Source organism: Brevundimonas sp. UBA7506 (assembly GCF_002479495.1).
Lineage (GTDB): Bacteria > Pseudomonadota > Alphaproteobacteria > Caulobacterales > Caulobacteraceae > Brevundimonas.
In genome coordinates this window covers 1-14,641 of the sequence record NZ_DLNQ01000003.1, presented here as the reverse complement: position 1 = coordinate 14,641, position 14,641 = coordinate 1, and the positions used below count along the sequence as shown (strand labels likewise).

General features: G+C 66.6%; 15 protein-coding genes and 1 pseudogene. 6 read left to right on the top strand and 10 right to left on the bottom strand.

The annotated features are described in order from the left end of the window. The first annotated feature begins 1 nt into the window (after position 1). Together gspG and B3K53_RS01290 are read left to right on the top strand one after the other, a co-directional pair. Positions 2 to 514, top strand: coding sequence for a type II secretion system major pseudopilin GspG (gene gspG / locus B3K53_RS01295; protein WP_292082217.1), 513 nt, complete (start codon positions 2 to 4; stop codon positions 512 to 514). Further along, positions 489 to 956 carry a pilus assembly FimT family protein gene (locus tag B3K53_RS01290; RefSeq protein WP_292082215.1) on the top strand — a complete coding sequence of 156 codons (468 nt, stop codon included), beginning with the start codon at positions 489 to 491 and terminating at the stop codon, positions 954 to 956. Before gspG ends, B3K53_RS01290 begins: the two co-directional genes overlap by 26 nt. Before the next feature lie 3 nt (positions 957 to 959). On the opposite strand, the gene B3K53_RS01285 is transcribed toward B3K53_RS01290, so the two are convergent. Genes B3K53_RS01285 through B3K53_RS01275 form a run of 3 tightly spaced genes read right to left on the bottom strand, consistent with a single transcriptional unit; the run spans position 960 to position 3,673 of the window. Then, on the bottom strand, positions 960 to 2,042 hold the full coding sequence (locus B3K53_RS01285) for a hypothetical protein (protein ID WP_292082213.1): 1,083 nt from the start codon (positions 2,040 to 2,042) through the stop codon (positions 960 to 962). After that, positions 2,011 to 3,072, bottom strand: a complete 1,062-nt coding sequence (locus B3K53_RS01280) for a general secretion pathway protein GspK (protein ID WP_292082211.1) — start codon at positions 3,070 to 3,072, stop codon at positions 2,011 to 2,013. Before B3K53_RS01280 ends, B3K53_RS01285 begins: the two co-directional genes overlap by 32 nt. Continuing rightward, positions 3,059 to 3,673: a prepilin-type N-terminal cleavage/methylation domain-containing protein gene (locus B3K53_RS01275; RefSeq protein WP_292082209.1), complete on the bottom strand. Its 615-nt coding sequence runs from the start codon at positions 3,671 to 3,673 to the stop codon at positions 3,059 to 3,061. The genes B3K53_RS01280 and B3K53_RS01275 overlap by 14 nt, the downstream gene beginning before the upstream one ends. A 116-nt stretch (positions 3,674 to 3,789) precedes the next feature. Here B3K53_RS01275 and B3K53_RS01270 point away from each other — a divergent pair, with 116 nt between their 5' ends. From B3K53_RS01270 to rfbB, 3 genes are read left to right on the top strand one after another with little or no spacing between them, the layout of a single operon-like run. Then, complete coding sequence (locus tag B3K53_RS01270; protein WP_292082206.1) at positions 3,790 to 4,761, top strand: cell wall hydrolase; 972 nt, start codon at positions 3,790 to 3,792, stop codon at positions 4,759 to 4,761. Then, positions 4,758 to 5,345 (top strand): dTDP-4-dehydrorhamnose 3,5-epimerase, encoded by a 588-nt coding sequence (rfbC, locus tag B3K53_RS01265; protein WP_292082203.1) that lies wholly within the window; start codon positions 4,758 to 4,760, stop codon positions 5,343 to 5,345. Before B3K53_RS01270 ends, rfbC begins: the two co-directional genes overlap by 4 nt. A 31-nt stretch (positions 5,346 to 5,376) precedes the next feature. Further along, complete coding sequence (gene rfbB, locus B3K53_RS01260) at positions 5,377 to 6,426, top strand: dTDP-glucose 4,6-dehydratase (RefSeq protein WP_292082200.1); 1,050 nt, start codon at positions 5,377 to 5,379, stop codon at positions 6,424 to 6,426. Here rfbB and B3K53_RS01255 read toward each other — a convergent pair. The 7 genes from B3K53_RS01255 to B3K53_RS01225 form a co-directional block, all read right to left on the bottom strand. Further along, positions 6,423 to 7,301: a hypothetical protein gene (locus tag B3K53_RS01255; RefSeq protein WP_292082198.1), complete on the bottom strand. Its 879-nt coding sequence runs from the start codon at positions 7,299 to 7,301 to the stop codon at positions 6,423 to 6,425. The two genes, rfbB and B3K53_RS01255, sit on opposite strands and share 4 nt — an antisense overlap. Continuing rightward, on the bottom strand, positions 7,298 to 7,969 hold the full coding sequence (locus B3K53_RS01250; RefSeq protein WP_292082196.1) for an ABC transporter ATP-binding protein: 672 nt from the start codon (positions 7,967 to 7,969) through the stop codon (positions 7,298 to 7,300). Before B3K53_RS01250 ends, B3K53_RS01255 begins: the two co-directional genes overlap by 4 nt. Then, a complete protein-coding gene (locus B3K53_RS01245; protein ID WP_292082194.1) occupies positions 7,969 to 9,132 on the bottom strand; it encodes a chain-length determining protein in 1,164 nt (387 codons plus the stop codon). Before B3K53_RS01245 ends, B3K53_RS01250 begins: the two co-directional genes overlap by 1 nt. Positions 9,133 to 9,173: 41 nt before the next feature. Beyond that, the gene (locus B3K53_RS01240) at positions 9,174 to 9,947 is read right to left on the bottom strand and encodes an ABC transporter permease (protein ID WP_292082192.1); all 774 of its coding nucleotides are present in this window, start codon (positions 9,945 to 9,947) and stop codon (positions 9,174 to 9,176) included. Between the two features lie 145 nt (positions 9,948 to 10,092). Beyond that, complete coding sequence (cysC, locus tag B3K53_RS01235; RefSeq protein ID WP_292082190.1) at positions 10,093 to 11,961, bottom strand: adenylyl-sulfate kinase; 1,869 nt, start codon at positions 11,959 to 11,961, stop codon at positions 10,093 to 10,095. Further along, positions 11,961 to 12,914 carry a sulfate adenylyltransferase subunit CysD gene (gene cysD / locus B3K53_RS01230; protein WP_292082188.1) on the bottom strand — a complete coding sequence of 318 codons (954 nt, stop codon included), beginning with the start codon at positions 12,912 to 12,914 and terminating at the stop codon, positions 11,961 to 11,963. Before cysD ends, cysC begins: the two co-directional genes overlap by 1 nt. Then, the gene (locus B3K53_RS01225; RefSeq protein ID WP_292082186.1) at positions 12,886 to 14,208 is read right to left on the bottom strand and encodes a glycosyltransferase family 4 protein; all 1,323 of its coding nucleotides are present in this window, start codon (positions 14,206 to 14,208) and stop codon (positions 12,886 to 12,888) included. The genes cysD and B3K53_RS01225 overlap by 29 nt, the downstream gene beginning before the upstream one ends. Positions 14,209 to 14,452: 244 nt before the next feature. Between B3K53_RS01225 and B3K53_RS01220 the strand changes: the two are divergent. Further along, positions 14,453 to 14,641, top strand: a pseudogene (locus B3K53_RS01220) (cell envelope biogenesis protein OmpA); the annotation flags it as partial.

The window sequence follows — 14,641 nt, the reverse complement described above, 5'->3', positions numbered from 1 at the left end:
GATGTACTGCGGCCGTTCCCCTCTCCGTCACCGTTTTGCGCTGATCGTTGCCTCGTCGCATCAGCGCAGCCGTAAATCCCGCGAAGGCTACAGCCTACTCGAGATCCTTGTCGTCCTGTCGATCATTGCCCTGATCGCGGCGGTTGTGGGGCCGCGCCTGTTCGCACAACTGGACAAGTCCAAGACCCAGACCGCCCGTCTGCAGATCCGTTCGCTGGAAGCGGCGCTGGAAACCATGCGTCTGGATATCGGCCGTTTGCCGACCGAGCAGGAGGGCCTGGGGTTGCTGATGCAGGCCAACGCCGAAACCGTGCCGGGCTGGTCCGGCCCTTATCTGGACAAGGCTCTGCCGTCTGATCCCTGGGCGCGGCCCTACATCTACGTCGCTCCCGCCGCGCCGACCTCCAGCGATGTGGCCCCGGACAACCGCGCCCGCGTCATCAGCTACGGCGCCGACGGCGCCGAAGGCGGTCAGGGCGCCAACGCCGATGTCAGTTCCGATCAGGCCCGCTGACCCTGGGTCGCCCCGGCCCGCCCGGGGCGGCTATACCCTGATCGAGGTTCTGGTGGTGCTGGCGATCTTCGCTCTCAGCACCGCCATCATCATGCCGTCCACGGCGCGAATGCTGGATCAGACCACGTCCCACGCGGTCTTCTTCGAGTTCCAGCGCCAGGTGTCCGACCTGCGTCGCGAGGCCAACCGCACGGGCGTGCCTTTGCGGGTCGTCGATCCCTCCATGCCCGGGGCCGAGGACGATCGGGTGCTCACATTGCGCTCGCCGTGGCGCTATACGCTGGCCCCCGCGCTGGACATCGCCGAGGGCGGCGGCTGCTCGACCGTCAGCGCCAATCTGATCAATCAGGATCGGGTGGTCATGACCCTCCGCACGGATGACGGGACCTGCCGGTTCATCCGGCTGCAGGCGGAGCCGGCCAAGGGGCGCGCGGCCCCTTAAGGCTCAGGGTTCCGGCGTCAGCGGCGGGGCGGCCTCGCGCACCTTCATTTCCAGCGTCAGGGTCTGGGCCGTGCCGTCAGTGCGCGGCTGGACGTCGTGGAAATAGCCCGAACTTTCCAAGTCATCGACCAGGGGCGCGATCTTGTCGATCGCAGCGTAGGGCAGGGTGAAGCTAAGGATTTCGGTCTCGGCGTTCACGGAGGTCGGCGTCAGGTCGTGGAAGGCCAGGATGCCGATGGCGGCGCCGGCGGCGCTCAGCGGACTGGTCTGTTCCTCGATCTGGCGATAGGCGATCAGCTTCTTCTGGCTGGCGTCCAGATTGCGCACGGCGGCGGCGCGCGGGGTGGCGGCGCGAATTTCGGCGGTCTTCAACTCGACCTGCGCCGTGTCCTTGGACAACTGATAGCCCTGACCAAACAGGAAGGCTCCGAAGCACAGCGAGGCGAAGGCCACGCCGCCGCCGCCGAGCAAGGCCAGTTGCTCGCGCGTCAGTTCGGCTGGCGCGAGCGCGAAGGCCTCGCGGTTGTCGAAGGCGATGGGCAGGTCGGCGGGCGCAGGCGGGTTTTCCGGCGCGACCTCTGCGGCGCGCTGCAGCCGCACGAAGGCGGACCAGGCGGCGGGGTCATAGCGTTCACGGCGCCAGGCCGAGGCGACCAGGGCCTTACCGCGCCAGAGTTGGGCTTCATAGCCGAGCTTCAGTCGGACGATGCGCCAGCCCTCGCCGCGTGGCTGGGCCAGGGTCTCGGGGCTAATCAGAGGACGGGCCGTCATGGCGCGGGGCGCCAGAAGCGCATCGACGCGGTCCGCGTCCCACCACCAGACGCCGAAGTCATCGCCGGCCTTGCTCAGGGACGAGCCCGAGCGGACATAGGGCGCGGCGACTCGGGCGTGCAGGGTGGCCGCTTGCCGGCGGCGGCCGCGCGGCAGGGCGGCGGTCTGGAAGAGGCCGAAGGCGCACAGGTCGCGGGCCAGCAGCACCACGGGCCGGCGCAGCATCCTTCCCACGGCGCCGCCGGGGTGAACGACGTCGATCACGCCGTCATGGCTGAGCCGCTCAACGCGGGGCGTAAGGAAATTGAGTTGCATCGGATGTGTCAGCCGCGGCCCGACGGGGGGCCTCTTTCAATTCAGTCTGATCGATCCAGAATGGCTGCTCAAGGCCGCCCGGCGTCAAAATTATTCGTCCCCGGTAGGTCCACGCAGATCTGGTGTCTTTAATCGTAAATATCATTCTTCCTGACGGGAAGACGTATGATATTTCATCATCTGGAATATATCGGGCGCCAGTCGCTGCGGCAAAATCTGAAAAGCTATTGAACATAAGCTTTGATCTGGCGTTTATTGCAGATTCCGATTGTTTTTCGTCCAACCCAAACAGGATTTCCATCGCCTCTTTGGTCGAGGTGTTCAGGTTCGCATTTAATAGTGTGTGATCTGACGCCAGGTGAGGGCTCAGTTTCCGCCACCTGCTCGCGTCAACGCTGTTTCTGGCTCCGATGACGGATAGCCATTCGTTTGGTGTTTTAAGGGGCCGGTTCGCGGCAGACGTATCCGAGTAGTCTCGCTGTTCCGCGCCATCTATCCGGCGTAAATTGTCAGGATCGACGTAATCGAGATACCTGGCTCTCAGGCGAGGTATTTCGGCATCTTCAACGCCGACGGCCTGCATCAATCTCGTGTGCTGTTCTTCGCTCAGGGACGCCAGGTTGATCAGGCCTGCTTGATCTTGAACCTGAACGATCATTTTACCGGACCGGTCAAACGCGTAGGGGCGACCGTCAAGTTGAATGAAGCCTTGTTCAAGATTTGAGGCGTTGCCCTCTGCGCCAGAAAACAAATCGACGATACGCGGGGCGCCGATCGCGATGGCGCTGGAACGAATAGGCTCTGTCACCGCGAGGAAGGTGAGGTTCGCCTCCGCTGTCAGGGCGCTTTGGAGGAACCTGACGCGCGCTCGCGCCGAGGCTGCTTCCGCCGTCAGGCTGGCTAGCGCTGTAATGGCGACAAGAAAAATAAGCGTGACGACGCCCGTGACGGTCAATACGGCGGGAAGTGCAAAACCTCGGCGCGTATTGATGGCGTGTTTCTTGTGAGAAGTGGGTTCAGAGTCCTTCATCGGCCCTGATCCATGCTTCCGGTCTGCCAGATGACGCCATTTCGACAATATCAGCTGATGCGCCGTTGAACCGTATCCACACCGAAGCAGCTTTTAGTTCTTCAAGCCCGCTATTGCGTGAGGGGGCGTTGGAGAAGTTTGAGCTCCAGTTGGTTCTATCCGTCGAATACGAGAAGGCGCTTTCCGCACTGGCGGGCAATAGTTTGATGCGGCGTGTTCCCAGGATGCAGAACAGGGCTCTGCCTTCCGGGGAGGGTTCAATCCGCAATTTCAGGCGACCCGCCCACCCCTGCGGCGCGCACTGGTTGGCTCTTTCCATGACGACGTCCATTTCCAGTTCGTCGGAGGAGCCGATCACGGGTTGATCCACCTCCGCCCTGAAGGCTCTTGCCGGCATCAGAACCGTGCTGCGAAAGATGACGCGGACGTCGTTTACGGAAACGTCCAGATCTGCGGCGTTCATGGCTCGTCGACCGAGCGAGAAGCCCGTGTCGCCGGCCTTGATCCCGATGGAGAAGATGACGGCCAGCGCCATGCCGCCGATCGCCAGGACGACCAGGGCTTCGATCAGGGAAAAGCCGGCGCGGCGGGCAGTCTGCATGACCGGCCCTTACTAGGGCTTCCCGCGCCGCCTGCCAATCGGTTCAGGCTACGCCTCAGCTTGGCGCTGATGGTCGCGGCTGGTATGCAGACCGCATAGTTTGTTTGGGGGGATCGATGCGCGGCGTCGCCTCGGTGCTGATCGCAGGGGGATTGGGGTGCGCCGTCTGGGCGGGCCTGGCCAATCACGCCCGCTTCGCCCAGGCGGAACCCGGCGCCGTCAAGCCGATCCCCGCCTACGCCGCCGTCGCCGTCGAAGCGCCGGTCGAGAGCGACAAGGAGCGCCGCGCGCGCCTCAACGTCCGCCTGCAGACCATGATCAAGGACGGCAAGGGCGTTCGCCTGACCGACGCCCCGCCGCCGGTGCGCCGTCGGGCCGAGATCCGCCCTTCGGCCCCGGCCGCGCGTATGGCTGCGACACCGTCGCGCGCCGAGCCGGCCGCGAGCTTCGCCCCGCCGCCGGTCAATGCGAACGCCGCGCCGTCCGTGCGCCGGACCGGCTATACGCGGCCCTATCTGGATCTGAAGACGCCGCCGCGCGTGCCGGACAACGACCTCGAGTGCCTGACCCAGGCCATCTATTACGAGGCCCGCAACGAGAGCGAGGCTGGTCAGGCGGCGGTCGCCGAGGTGGTGCTGAACCGGTCGCGCCACCGCGCCTATCCCAAGCGGGTCTGCGAGGTCGTCTATCAGCGCAACAGCCGCACCTGCCAGTTCACCTTCACCTGCGACGGCTCGATCGGACGGCGCGCGATCAACCCGGTGGCCTGGGCCCGCGCCGAGCGCATCGCCCGCGAAGTCTATGAGGGCCGCTCCGCCAGCCAGCTGCCCAAGAACTCGGTCAATTATCACGCCAACTATGTGCGTCCTTCCTGGGGTTCGCGGCTGGCCCGCGTGCGCCAGATCGGCGCCCATATCTTCTACGGCGCGCCGCTGAACGGCGGGACCAATCCCGGCGCCTGGGAGCGGGAGCGCGAACCGGCGCGGTCCGGTCTGCTGTTCGTGCGCAATGACGCGCTGGACCGGGCCTATACGCTGATGACGGCCCAGGCGGCGCCCAGCGAGCCTTCCGCTCCGGCGGGGTCGTGACGGGCGACGTCGTCCTGCTGCGGACCCCGCGTTACGGGGACGAGCGGGGCTGGTTTTCCGAGACCTGGTCGCGCGCGCGCTTTCAGGCCGCTGGGATCGATTGCGACTTCGTGCAGGACAATCATTCGCGCTCCGAGCCGGCCGGGGTGGTCCGCGGCCTGCATTTCCAGCACCCGCCCTATGCCCAGGCCAAGCTGGTGCGTTGCGTACGCGGCGCCATCCTCGATGTGGTGGTGGACCTGCGCGCCGGATCGCCGACCTTCGGCCAGCATCACGCGGTCGAGCTGTCGGCCGAGAGCGGCGACCAGCTGTTCGTGCCGCCCTCGTTCGCCCACGGTTTCGTCACCCTGCAGCCCGGGACCGAGGTGGCCTACAAGGTCACGGCCGCCTATGCGCCCGCGCATGAGGCGGGTCTGGCCTGGAACGATCCGGACCTGAACATCGCCTGGCCGGTGGCGGCCGCCGACGCCGTGCTGGCCGAGCGCGATCGGAACTGGCCGCGCCTGCGCGATCTGGACACGCCCTTCGACGGCGAGACCCCCATGAGGCTGTCGGTCGTGGACCTCGGCCGCATCAGCCGCTAGCCCTGTTCGGCGGCGGCCAAGGAGACGAGCGTTGAGGATATTGCTGACCGGCGGCGCCGGCTTCATCGGCTCGGCCCTGACGCGCGAACTGCTGGCGCGCGGCCACGAGGTCCGCGTTCTGGACCTGCTGACCTATGCCGGGGTCGCCGCGTCTCTGAGTGAACTGGAAGGCGACCCGGCTTACAGCTTCGTGCGCGCCGACATCGCCGATCCGACGACGGTCGCTGCGGTCTTTGCTGATTTCCAGCCCGAGGCGGTGGCCCATCTGGCCGCCGAGACCCATGTCGACCGCTCGATCGACGGCCCTGCCGTCTTCGTGCGCACCAATGTCGTGGGAACCCAGGTGCTGCTGGATCAGGCCCTGGCCGCCTGGCGCGGCCTGTCGGGCGAGGCTGCCGACGCCTTCCGCTTCCTGCACGTCTCGACCGACGAGGTTTTCGGCTCGCTGGGCGAGGAGGGGCGGTTCTCGGAAACCAGTCCCTATGATCCGCGCTCGCCCTATGCGGCGTCCAAGGCGGCCTCGGATCATCTGGTCCGGGCCTGGGGGCATACGTTCGGCCTGCCGACCATCATCAGCAACTGCTCCAACAACTACGGCGCGCGTCAGTTTCCCGAGAAGCTGATCCCGACCATGATCCTGCGCGCCCTGCGCGGCGAGACCCTGCCGGTCTATGGCGACGGCGCCAATGTGCGCGACTGGCTGTTTGTCGAGGACCACGCCCGGGCGCTTGCCGACATTCTGGAACGCGGCGCGCCAGGCCGGACCTATGCCGTCGGCGGCGACGCCGAGCGCACCAACCTGCAACTGGTTCATGCACTCTGTGCGGTGCTGGACCGGTTGCGGCCCGCGCCGGGCGGCGGCCGTTATGCGGATCGCATTCAGATGGTCGATGATCGTCCCGGCCATGATCGCCGTTACGCCATTGACGCCGCCCTGATCCGCGCGGAACTGGGCTGGGCGCCGAAGGTCGACCTTGACCAGGGCCTGGAGCGCACGGTGCGGTGGTATCTCGACAACGAGGCCTGGTGGGCGCCCCTGGTGGCTGACCCTCAGGGGCTGGCCCGTCTGGGCCGGCTCTAGCCGATCCGTTCGATCTCGGCGCCGCTGAAGGTCATGCGTCCGTCGAACACGCCCTCCAGCACTACGACCCGAAGCTCGCAAACCGAGCGTTCGGTCCAGACATAGTCCTGAACGATCTCGAACACGCCGGCCCGGCCGGGCACGAACTCTTCCGACAAGTAGTCGGTCTGTCCGCCCCAATCGACACGGAAACGCGGACGGCTGCCCTTGGCGTCGAAGGTCAGGCGATAGGTCGCGCGCCACCGGCCCGGCGGCATGGTGATGTAGGGTCCGGTGATCATGAAGCGGGGGCGACCGGTCAGGTCCAGTTGGCCGCGCGTCCCGCCCGGCACGATGCGCGAATCATAGTTGAACAGATCCGGCGTCCAAACGGCCTTGGGCGAAGCCGGGTCCAGCAGGGCGACGGCCTCGGTGACGGCCTGCAGACGAGGCGACAAGGGCCTGGAAGGCGCGATCGTCGGGCGATGAAGCTTCAGGCCCGGGAAGATTTCGATCGCGCCCGAGGCGAAGTCGCCGGCGCGGAACAGACGATGGGCCGGCAACAGATCGGTCCGCCCCATCAGGTCGGTGTAGACGGCGATATGAGGAGGGATCGCGTCGGGCGCCTCGTCGCCGTCCAGATGCATGCCCGGTCCGGCGATCAGGCCCGCCAAGGCCTCGGCGGGCACGCTGGCGGCCAGAGGCTGTTGCGGATCCGCAGTCAGGATGAGGGCCCTGGGGTCGCCAAGGGGCGCGTTTTGCGGGTCGGCGTCGAGGTCGTGAAGCCGCAGGCCCGCTTCAGCCGCGGCGCTCGCGACGGCGGTGCGCCAGGCGGCGTCATGACGGAAGGGCGGAAGGACGATCCATCGCGCGTGCGAAGAGGAAGAAGAACTCACGCGGCGCGCAACCAGGTATAGACCTCGACCGCCTCGCCGATGTCATCGAAAACCTTGGCCTGCCCGCCTTCGATGATCAGGGCGCGGTCGCAATAGTTGGCGATCAGATGGGTGTCGTGGGACGCCATCAGGAAGGCGCGGTGCGCACGGTGTTCAAACAGGGCTTCCTGACATTTGCGCTGGAAGCGAGCGTCGCCCACGGCGACCAGTTCGTCGATCAGATAGCAGTCGAACTCAATGGCCAGCGACAGGCCGAAGGCCAGACGCGCGCGCATCCCCGAGGAGTAGTGCTTAACCGGGTCGCGCAACGCCTTGCCCAGTTCGGCGAAGTCATCCACCCGCTCCAGCATTTGGTGGTAGTCGCGGTCATACAGGCGCGCGAGAAAGCGGACGTTGTCGAGGCCCGACAGGCTGCCCTGGAAGCCGCCGCCGAAGCCGATCGGCCAGGACGACGACATCCGCCATTCGATCCGGCCCTCGGTTTCGGGCAGGACGCCGCCCAGCATCTTGATCAGGGTGGACTTGCCCTGACCGTTGCGGCCGAGAATCGCCAGTCGCCCCGACGTGCCAAGATCAAAGTTGATGTTCTTGAACAGTGGCTTGCGGGCGCCGTGGTAGGTCTTTCCGACATCGATGACGCGCAGACCGGGAACCTCGGGGGTCTGCATCAGTCCTGCCTGTGCTCCCGTACGCCGGCCCAGATGAGCCAACCCACGGCGTAAACCAGCAGCGACGAGGCGAAGACGGTCAGGAAGGCCAGGAAGCGTCGGGGTTGGGTCGGCTTGTCCGGTTGGCTCGGCGCCACGATGCGTTCGAGGTAGAGCTTCTGGCGACGTGCTTCCTGTTCAGCGTTCAGCAGGGCGGCGGTGGCCTGGGCCAAGACCTTGTCCGCGATCTCGCGGCGCATCACCAGGTCCTCGTAGGCGCCGACCTTGGGCGCCAGCGACGAGGCGCTGCCGGTGGCCTTGGCGCGGGCTTCCGCGACCTGCCGCTCATAGGCGGCGATCCGGCTGTCAAGGATGGGCAATTGCGGGCTGGAGGGGGCTTCGGCCGCCAGTTGCGCCCGATCGGCGCGCAGCTGGGCGATGGTCACCAGCAGGCCGGCCACGACCTCGGTCGTTTCCGTCACGGCGGCGCGAGGGTCGATGAACTGGGCGCTGTTGCGAAGGGCGGTAAGAGCCTGCTGCGACGCGGCCACCTCGGCGCGGGCGTGGTCGAAGGAGACGCGAGCGTCGCGTACCGCATTTGCGGCCGAGCGTTCGTTGAGGCGATTGATCAGGGCCTCGCCGCTATCCAGCATGGCGGCGTTAATCGTCGCCGCGTCCTTGGCGCTGAACGCCTCGACCCGAAGGGTGCTGATGCCCGAGGCGGCGTCATACCCGACCGTCAGGTAGCGTTTGAAGCCCTTGTACAGGGCTTCCTCGCTTGTGCCCTCCCACGGGCGCGGCGTGCGCGAGAACCAGTCGACCTTCGGTCCGGTGAGCATGGCCTTCAGGTTGAAGCGCGTCTGGAGGACCTTCAGGCTGTCGCGAGAGTCCAGATACTCGTGCACGGCGAAGGCGTCGTTCATCCCGGTGGACAGACCGACGCCCTGAAGGGCGATGCCCAGGCCGGTGGGTTGGCTCGAATTGGCCGAACGGACCACGAAATGGGATTCCGAGACGTACCGGGGCGAGGCGATCAGGCCGTAATAGACGCCGCCCACCAGGCTGGGGATCCCTACCACGATCAGGAAACCGAGCGGCAGCCGCTTGCGCCACGAAGGCTTGGCCTTGGGCGCGATGCGCGGTTCTTCGGCCGCGCCGAGATAGGTCAGGTTGGTGTCAGCCATTCGTCTTCTGGGTGATGTGTTTCATGGTCGGACGATGTCTTTTACTCAGCCGAGATGCGGTCTCGGGCTCCGGCGATCAGCACCAGACCCAGAATATTGAAAACGGAGCCCACGGCGAGCGCGTAGAGCGGATCGTAGTAGGTCGGCACGAATTCCCCAAAGACGCCTGCCCGAATCATCTCCACCCCATGCGGGAAGGGGACGTAGAGGTAGAGGTCGCGGACCCCCGGCGGCAGCCAGGCCACCATGAAGAACACGCCCGAAACCGGGATCAGGATGTAGCTGATCAGGCCCACGACGCGCTCGAACGTCTCATAGCGCATGGCGAGGCCCGTGAGAATGAGGGCGAAGCCGCAAGAGATCCAGGCCAGCAGGAACCAGCCAGCGTAGAGCAGCAGATAGTTGTGGGGCAGGCCGACCTGCTTGAGGCAGAACAGCACCACATAGACGATGAAGAAGGCGGCGGTGGCCCCGCCCAGTTCCAGCAGAATACGCGCGCCGAAGATGTGCAGCGCGGAGATCTGGCGGTGATAGAGCAGCCCCAGGTTCGCCTGGAGCGCGCCGCCGAGAAGACCGATCATGTGACGGGTCAGGATCAGCGACATATAGCCGGTCATGACGAAGGGCGCGAGCCGCACCCCGTGTTCATAGGCGGGCTTGGTGACGCCCCAGAGGATCAGAACGCCGAAGCAGAAGATCAGGGGTTCGCCGACGACCCAGGCGAAGCCCAGCCCTTCGCGTCCGAAACGCGTCGCCATCTCGCGCATGATGAGTGCGCCAAGGATTCGGAAATGGCGGACGATGGGTTCGAACATCAGGGCATTTGAAGCGCGCCGGGGCGCGAGAAAATCGAGCGTGAAAACAGCCTTTACCATGGGCGCGATCACGCCGCGACCATAGCTTGCGCCGTCGCAAGCGCAAGCGATCTCGCCCTGGGATGGCGGAAGTTTTGCGGCGTGCTCAGGTGAGCGGCGGTTGCTCGAACGGGGGCGATGCAGTCAGTCTTCGAGCGGCGCGCAGGCGGGCGATGACGGCCTCCGCCGCCTCGTCGGGGCTCATCTGGTTGGTGCGCAGGTGCAGGTCCGGCTCGGTCGGCGGCTCATAGGGGCTGCTGACGCCGGTGAAGTTGGCGATCTCGCCGCGGCGGGCCTTGGCGTAGAGCCCCTTGACGTCGCGCGCCTCCGCCACCGCGAGGGGCGCGTCGACGAAGACTTCCAGGAACTCGTCGTCCGGCATCATGTCGCGAACCATTTGGCGCTCGGCCCGGAAGGGCGAGATCAGCGACACCAGGACGATCAGGCCGGCGTCGGCCATCATGCGCGCGACCTCGGCCGCCCGCCGGATGTTCTCGACCCGGTCGGCCTCGGTGAAGCCCAGGTCGCGGCTGAGGCCGTGCCGCAGGTTGTCGCCGTCGATCAGATAGGCGTGCCGCCCCTCCGCCGTCAGCCGCTCCTCGACCAGGTTGGCTATGGTGGACTTGCCGGACCCCGACAGGCCGGTCAGCCAGACCACGGCGGCCTTCTGGCCCTTGAGCGCCGCGCGCTGATTGCGATCCACCTTGATGGCCTGGCGATGGATGTTGTGGGCGCGACGCAGTGCGAAGCGGATCATGCCTGCGCCGACCGTGGCCCGCGTCAGCCGGTCGATCAGGATGAAGGCGCCCAGCTCGCGCTCGACCTCATAGGGCTCGAAGGCCACGTCCTGACCCAGGGACAGGTGACAGACGCCGATGTCGTTCAGCGCCAGCGAACGCGCCGCCAGCTTTTCCTGGGTGTTGACGTTCACGCGGTGACGGATGTCGGTGATCTGGGCCGGGACGGTGCGCGCCCCGATCTTCAGGTCATAGACGCGGCCGGAGACCATTTCCGCCTCGGCCATCCAGATGAGCGTAGCCTCGAACTGGTCGGCCGCCTCCAGCGGCGCGTCGGCGGCGGCTAGGACGTCGCCGCGCGACACGTCGATCTCGTCGGTGAAGGTCAGGGTGACGGACTGGCCGGCCCGCGCCTGCGGCAGGTCGCCGCCCATGACGACGATGCGCTCCACATGCGAGCGAACGCCCGAGGGCGAGACGGCGACCGCGTCGCCGACACGCACAACGCCGCTGTTGATGCGGCCCGTATAGCCGCGGAAGTCGAGGTTGGGCCGATTCACACCCTGAACCGCCATGCGGAACGGTCGGGCTGTTTCGGCGATAGGCGGCAGGCCTTCCAGGACTTCCAGCAGGGTCGGTCCCGCGTACCATTCGGCCGCTTCGCCGCGCCGGACCAGGTTGTCGCCGGTCACGCCGGACACGGGAATGACGGTCGGTGCGGGCAGTCCGGCGGCCTCGGCGAAGGCGAGGTAGTCGGCGGCGATGGCGTCGAAGGCGTCCTGCGACCAGGCGACCATGTCCATCTTGGTCACCGCCAGGACGACATGGCGCACGCCCAGCAAGGAGACGATATGGCTGTGCCGCCGTGTCTGGGTCAGCACGCCCTTGCGCGCGTCGACCAGGACCACGGCCGCGTCGGCGGTCGAGGCGCCGGTGGCCATGTTGCGGGTGTACTGCTCATGCCCGGGGGTGTCGGCGACGATGAACTGGCGACGCGGCGTCGAGAAGTAGCGATAGGCCACGTCGATGGTGATGCCCTGTTCGCGCTCGGCCAGAAGGCCGTCGACCAGCAGGGAGAAGTCCAGTCGGCCCTCGGCGTCGCGCAGGGCGGCGACCTGATCGTCGGGCACGGCGCCGGCGTCATGCAGCAGGCGGCCGATCAGGGTCGACTTGCCGTCGTCCACCGAGCCGCAGGTGATGAAGCGCAGGGTGTCGCGCCGAGGCGTCGTGGAGATCATCAGAAGTAGCCCTCCTGCTTCTTCTTCTCCATCGATCCGGCCTGGTCGCGGTCGATCAGCCGCCCCTGACGTTCGGAGCTGCGCGAGGCGCGCATCTCGGCGATGACGGCGTCCAGGGTCGTGGCCGTGCTCTCGACGGCGCCCGACAGGGGGTAGCAGCCGAGGGTTCGGAACCGCACAGACATCATCTCGGGCGTCTCGCCGGGGGCCAACCGCATCCGCTCGTCGTCGACCACGATCAGGGCGCCGTCGCGCCGGACCACGGGGCGCTCGGCGGCGAAATAGAGGTCGACGACCGGGATGTTTTCCAGCGCCACATATTCCCACACGTCGATCTCGGTCCAGTTAGACAGGGGGAAGACCCTCATGCTTTCGCCGGGCGCGACCCGCGCATTATAGAGGCTCCACAGTTCCGGCCTCTGACGGCGTGGGTCCCAGCGGTGGCCGGGGCCGCGGAAGGAGAAGATGCGCTCCTTGGCGCGGCTGGCCTCCTCGTCGCGGCGGGCCCCGCCGATGGCGGCGTCGAAACCGTGCAGGTCCAGCGCCTGCTTCAGCCCTTGCGTCTTCCACATGTCGGTGTGGGCCGCGGAGCCATGGTCGAAGGGATTGATTCCCTGCGCCTGGGCCTCGGGGTTGTGGTGCACGATCAGCCGTGCGCCGCTCTCGGCCGCCATCCGGTCGCGCAGGGCGTACATGGCGCGGAACTTCCACGTCGTGTCCACGTGCAGCAGGGGGAAGGGAGGGGGCGCCGGATAGAAGGCCTTGCGGGCCAGATGCAGCAGGGCCGCCGAGTCCTTGCCGATGGAATAGAGCAGCACGGGGCGGGCGCACTCGGCCGCCACCTCGCGCAGGATGTGGATGCTTTCGGCTTCAAGCCGCTGCAGGTGGGTGAGCCGGTCTGGCGTGGTCGCGGCGGTCGTCATTTCAGGCCGCCGAGACCCCGACCTTGCCATAGAGGTCCTTGAGGCGGACCTGGTAGGCTTCGGGCGTGAACTTGCCCGCCTGGATCAGGCCGAGCGCCTGCAGATCCAGGCGCAGTCCCTCGTCGGCGTCCAGGGCCCGGATGCCGCGCGTCAGGGCCTGAACGTCATAGGGATCGACGACCACGGCGGCGTCGCCCGCCACTTCCGGCAGGGATCCGCCGGTCGAGGTCAGCACGGCCGTGGACAGGGCCATAGACTCCAGAACCGGCAGGCCGAAGCCCTCGTAAAGCGAGGGGAAGAGAGTGGCCTTGGCGCCACGGATCAGGCTGATCAGCATGGAGAAGGGCATGTACTCATACTGGCGGATACGGTCGGCGCTGGGGCCGCCGTCGCGCTTCACCTGGTTCAGAAGGGCGGTCTCGCCCTCGTCCAGCCAGGCGCGGCCGCCGATGATGACCAGAGGCGTCTGGCTGCCCGAGGCCAGATAGGCCTCGACGATACGGCCCAGGTTCTTCTTGGGTTCGATGGCGCCGAAGTGGAGGAAATAGCCCTTCCAGCCCAGGTTGAAGACGCCTTCCAGCTCCAGAGTGACGTCGGCCTGGCTGCGTGAGGTCAGCTTTTCGGGGAGGCTGACGGCCTGATAGGTGTTGGTGACGCGATCTTCGCTGACGCCCAGCAGGCGGATCACGTCCTGACGGGTGGTTTCGGAGACCACGGCGATGTGGTCGGCGCGCCGCGCGATCGCGTCGCACAGGGCGCGATAGGTCGCCTTGTCGTCCAGCGTCGTGTGCGGCAGGCGCAGCGGGATCAGGTCGTGGATGGTGTAGATGTTGGGAACCTTGCGTGCGTGCAGCGGCAAGGTGGCGGTCCAGTGCATCACGTCGGGCGCGGGGGCGGCGGCTGTGGCCTCGAACGCGACCGGCGTCTCCTTGCCATAGGCGGCGAAGCAGCGGTTGGCGTGGGTGAACAGGTCGCGCGCGGCCCAGAAGCGATCGGCCGAGGGACGCCCTCCGGATCGCGCCGGCCAGATCACCTCGCCCGAAGGCAGGATGGAATGGGCGGTTCGACCGTATCGCGACATATAGGTGTCGGCGAATCGCTGGACCTTTTGCTTCCGGTTCAGCCGTTGTGGCGGGCGCTCGGCGTCCACCAGCGAGGTTTCGTTCAGCAGATTGTCGTCCCGGCGGCGCGCTGTCGGACCATAGAGTACCTGGGTGCCGAAGCCGACGGCGCGCGCGCTGTCGAGCAGGTTTCGCCCATAGGTCGCGATGCCCGTCCCCTTGGCCAGGGCCAGGTTGAAGCCGTCGATGCAGATAGAAGTCATGAAATCCCGAGGGGCGAACGTTCGGGCGATGTGGACGACAGGGCGGGGCGCAGGTCAAGTTCCTATCAGCGGGCAACGCGCGCCTTAACGTGCTGTTAAATCCTGTAGCCCGTCGGCCACGGTGTGTTGCAACCTTCGGTAAATCGGGCGTTTCGCGCTCGACCGCCCACGGCAACGCTGATAGGGAGTGGGGTAGGCGACGTATCCGTCGTCCACGAACAACAGATCTCGGAGGGCCGCATCCATGCGCGTCAAGAGTTTGATCCTGGCATCTAGCGCGGCGGCGGCTCTGGCCCTGTCGGCTGGCGCCGCTTCGGCTGAGCCGGACGGCTGGGACGGCGCCTTGGACGCCGGCTACCACATCATCGACGACATCAACACCGAGTCGTCGACCCGCGGTTCCAACTGGAACTTGGGAGTCAACGACGGCTGG

What these genes read in the sequence shown, in the direction of transcription:
- B3K53_RS01225 (WP_292082186.1), bottom strand. Translation starts at nt 14,208, where the DNA reads ATGACTTCTATCTGCATCGACGGCTTCAACCTGGCCCTGGCCAAGGGG.
- gspG (WP_292082217.1), top strand. Translation starts at nt 2, where the DNA reads ATGTACTGCGGCCGTTCCCCTCTCCGTCACCGTTTTGCGCTGATCGTT.
- B3K53_RS01240 (WP_292082192.1), bottom strand. Translation starts at nt 9,947, where the DNA reads ATGTTCGAACCCATCGTCCGCCATTTCCGAATCCTTGGCGCACTCATC.
- B3K53_RS01250 (WP_292082196.1), bottom strand. Translation starts at nt 7,969, where the DNA reads ATGCAGACCCCCGAGGTTCCCGGTCTGCGCGTCATCGATGTCGGAAAG.
- B3K53_RS01290 (WP_292082215.1), top strand. Translation starts at nt 489, where the DNA reads ATGTCAGTTCCGATCAGGCCCGCTGACCCTGGGTCGCCCCGGCCCGCC.
- B3K53_RS01280 (WP_292082211.1), bottom strand. Translation starts at nt 3,072, where the DNA reads ATGAAGGACTCTGAACCCACTTCTCACAAGAAACACGCCATCAATACG.
- B3K53_RS01285 (WP_292082213.1), bottom strand. Translation starts at nt 2,042, where the DNA reads ATGCAACTCAATTTCCTTACGCCCCGCGTTGAGCGGCTCAGCCATGAC.
- cysD (WP_292082188.1), bottom strand. Translation starts at nt 12,914, where the DNA reads ATGGCAAGGTCGGGGTCTCGGCGGCCTGAAATGACGACCGCCGCGACC.
- cysC (WP_292082190.1), bottom strand. Translation starts at nt 11,961, where the DNA reads ATGATCTCCACGACGCCTCGGCGCGACACCCTGCGCTTCATCACCTGC.
- B3K53_RS01245 (WP_292082194.1), bottom strand. Translation starts at nt 9,132, where the DNA reads ATGGCTGACACCAACCTGACCTATCTCGGCGCGGCCGAAGAACCGCGC.
- B3K53_RS01270 (WP_292082206.1), top strand. Translation starts at nt 3,790, where the DNA reads ATGCGCGGCGTCGCCTCGGTGCTGATCGCAGGGGGATTGGGGTGCGCC.
- B3K53_RS01275 (WP_292082209.1), bottom strand. Translation starts at nt 3,673, where the DNA reads ATGCAGACTGCCCGCCGCGCCGGCTTTTCCCTGATCGAAGCCCTGGTC.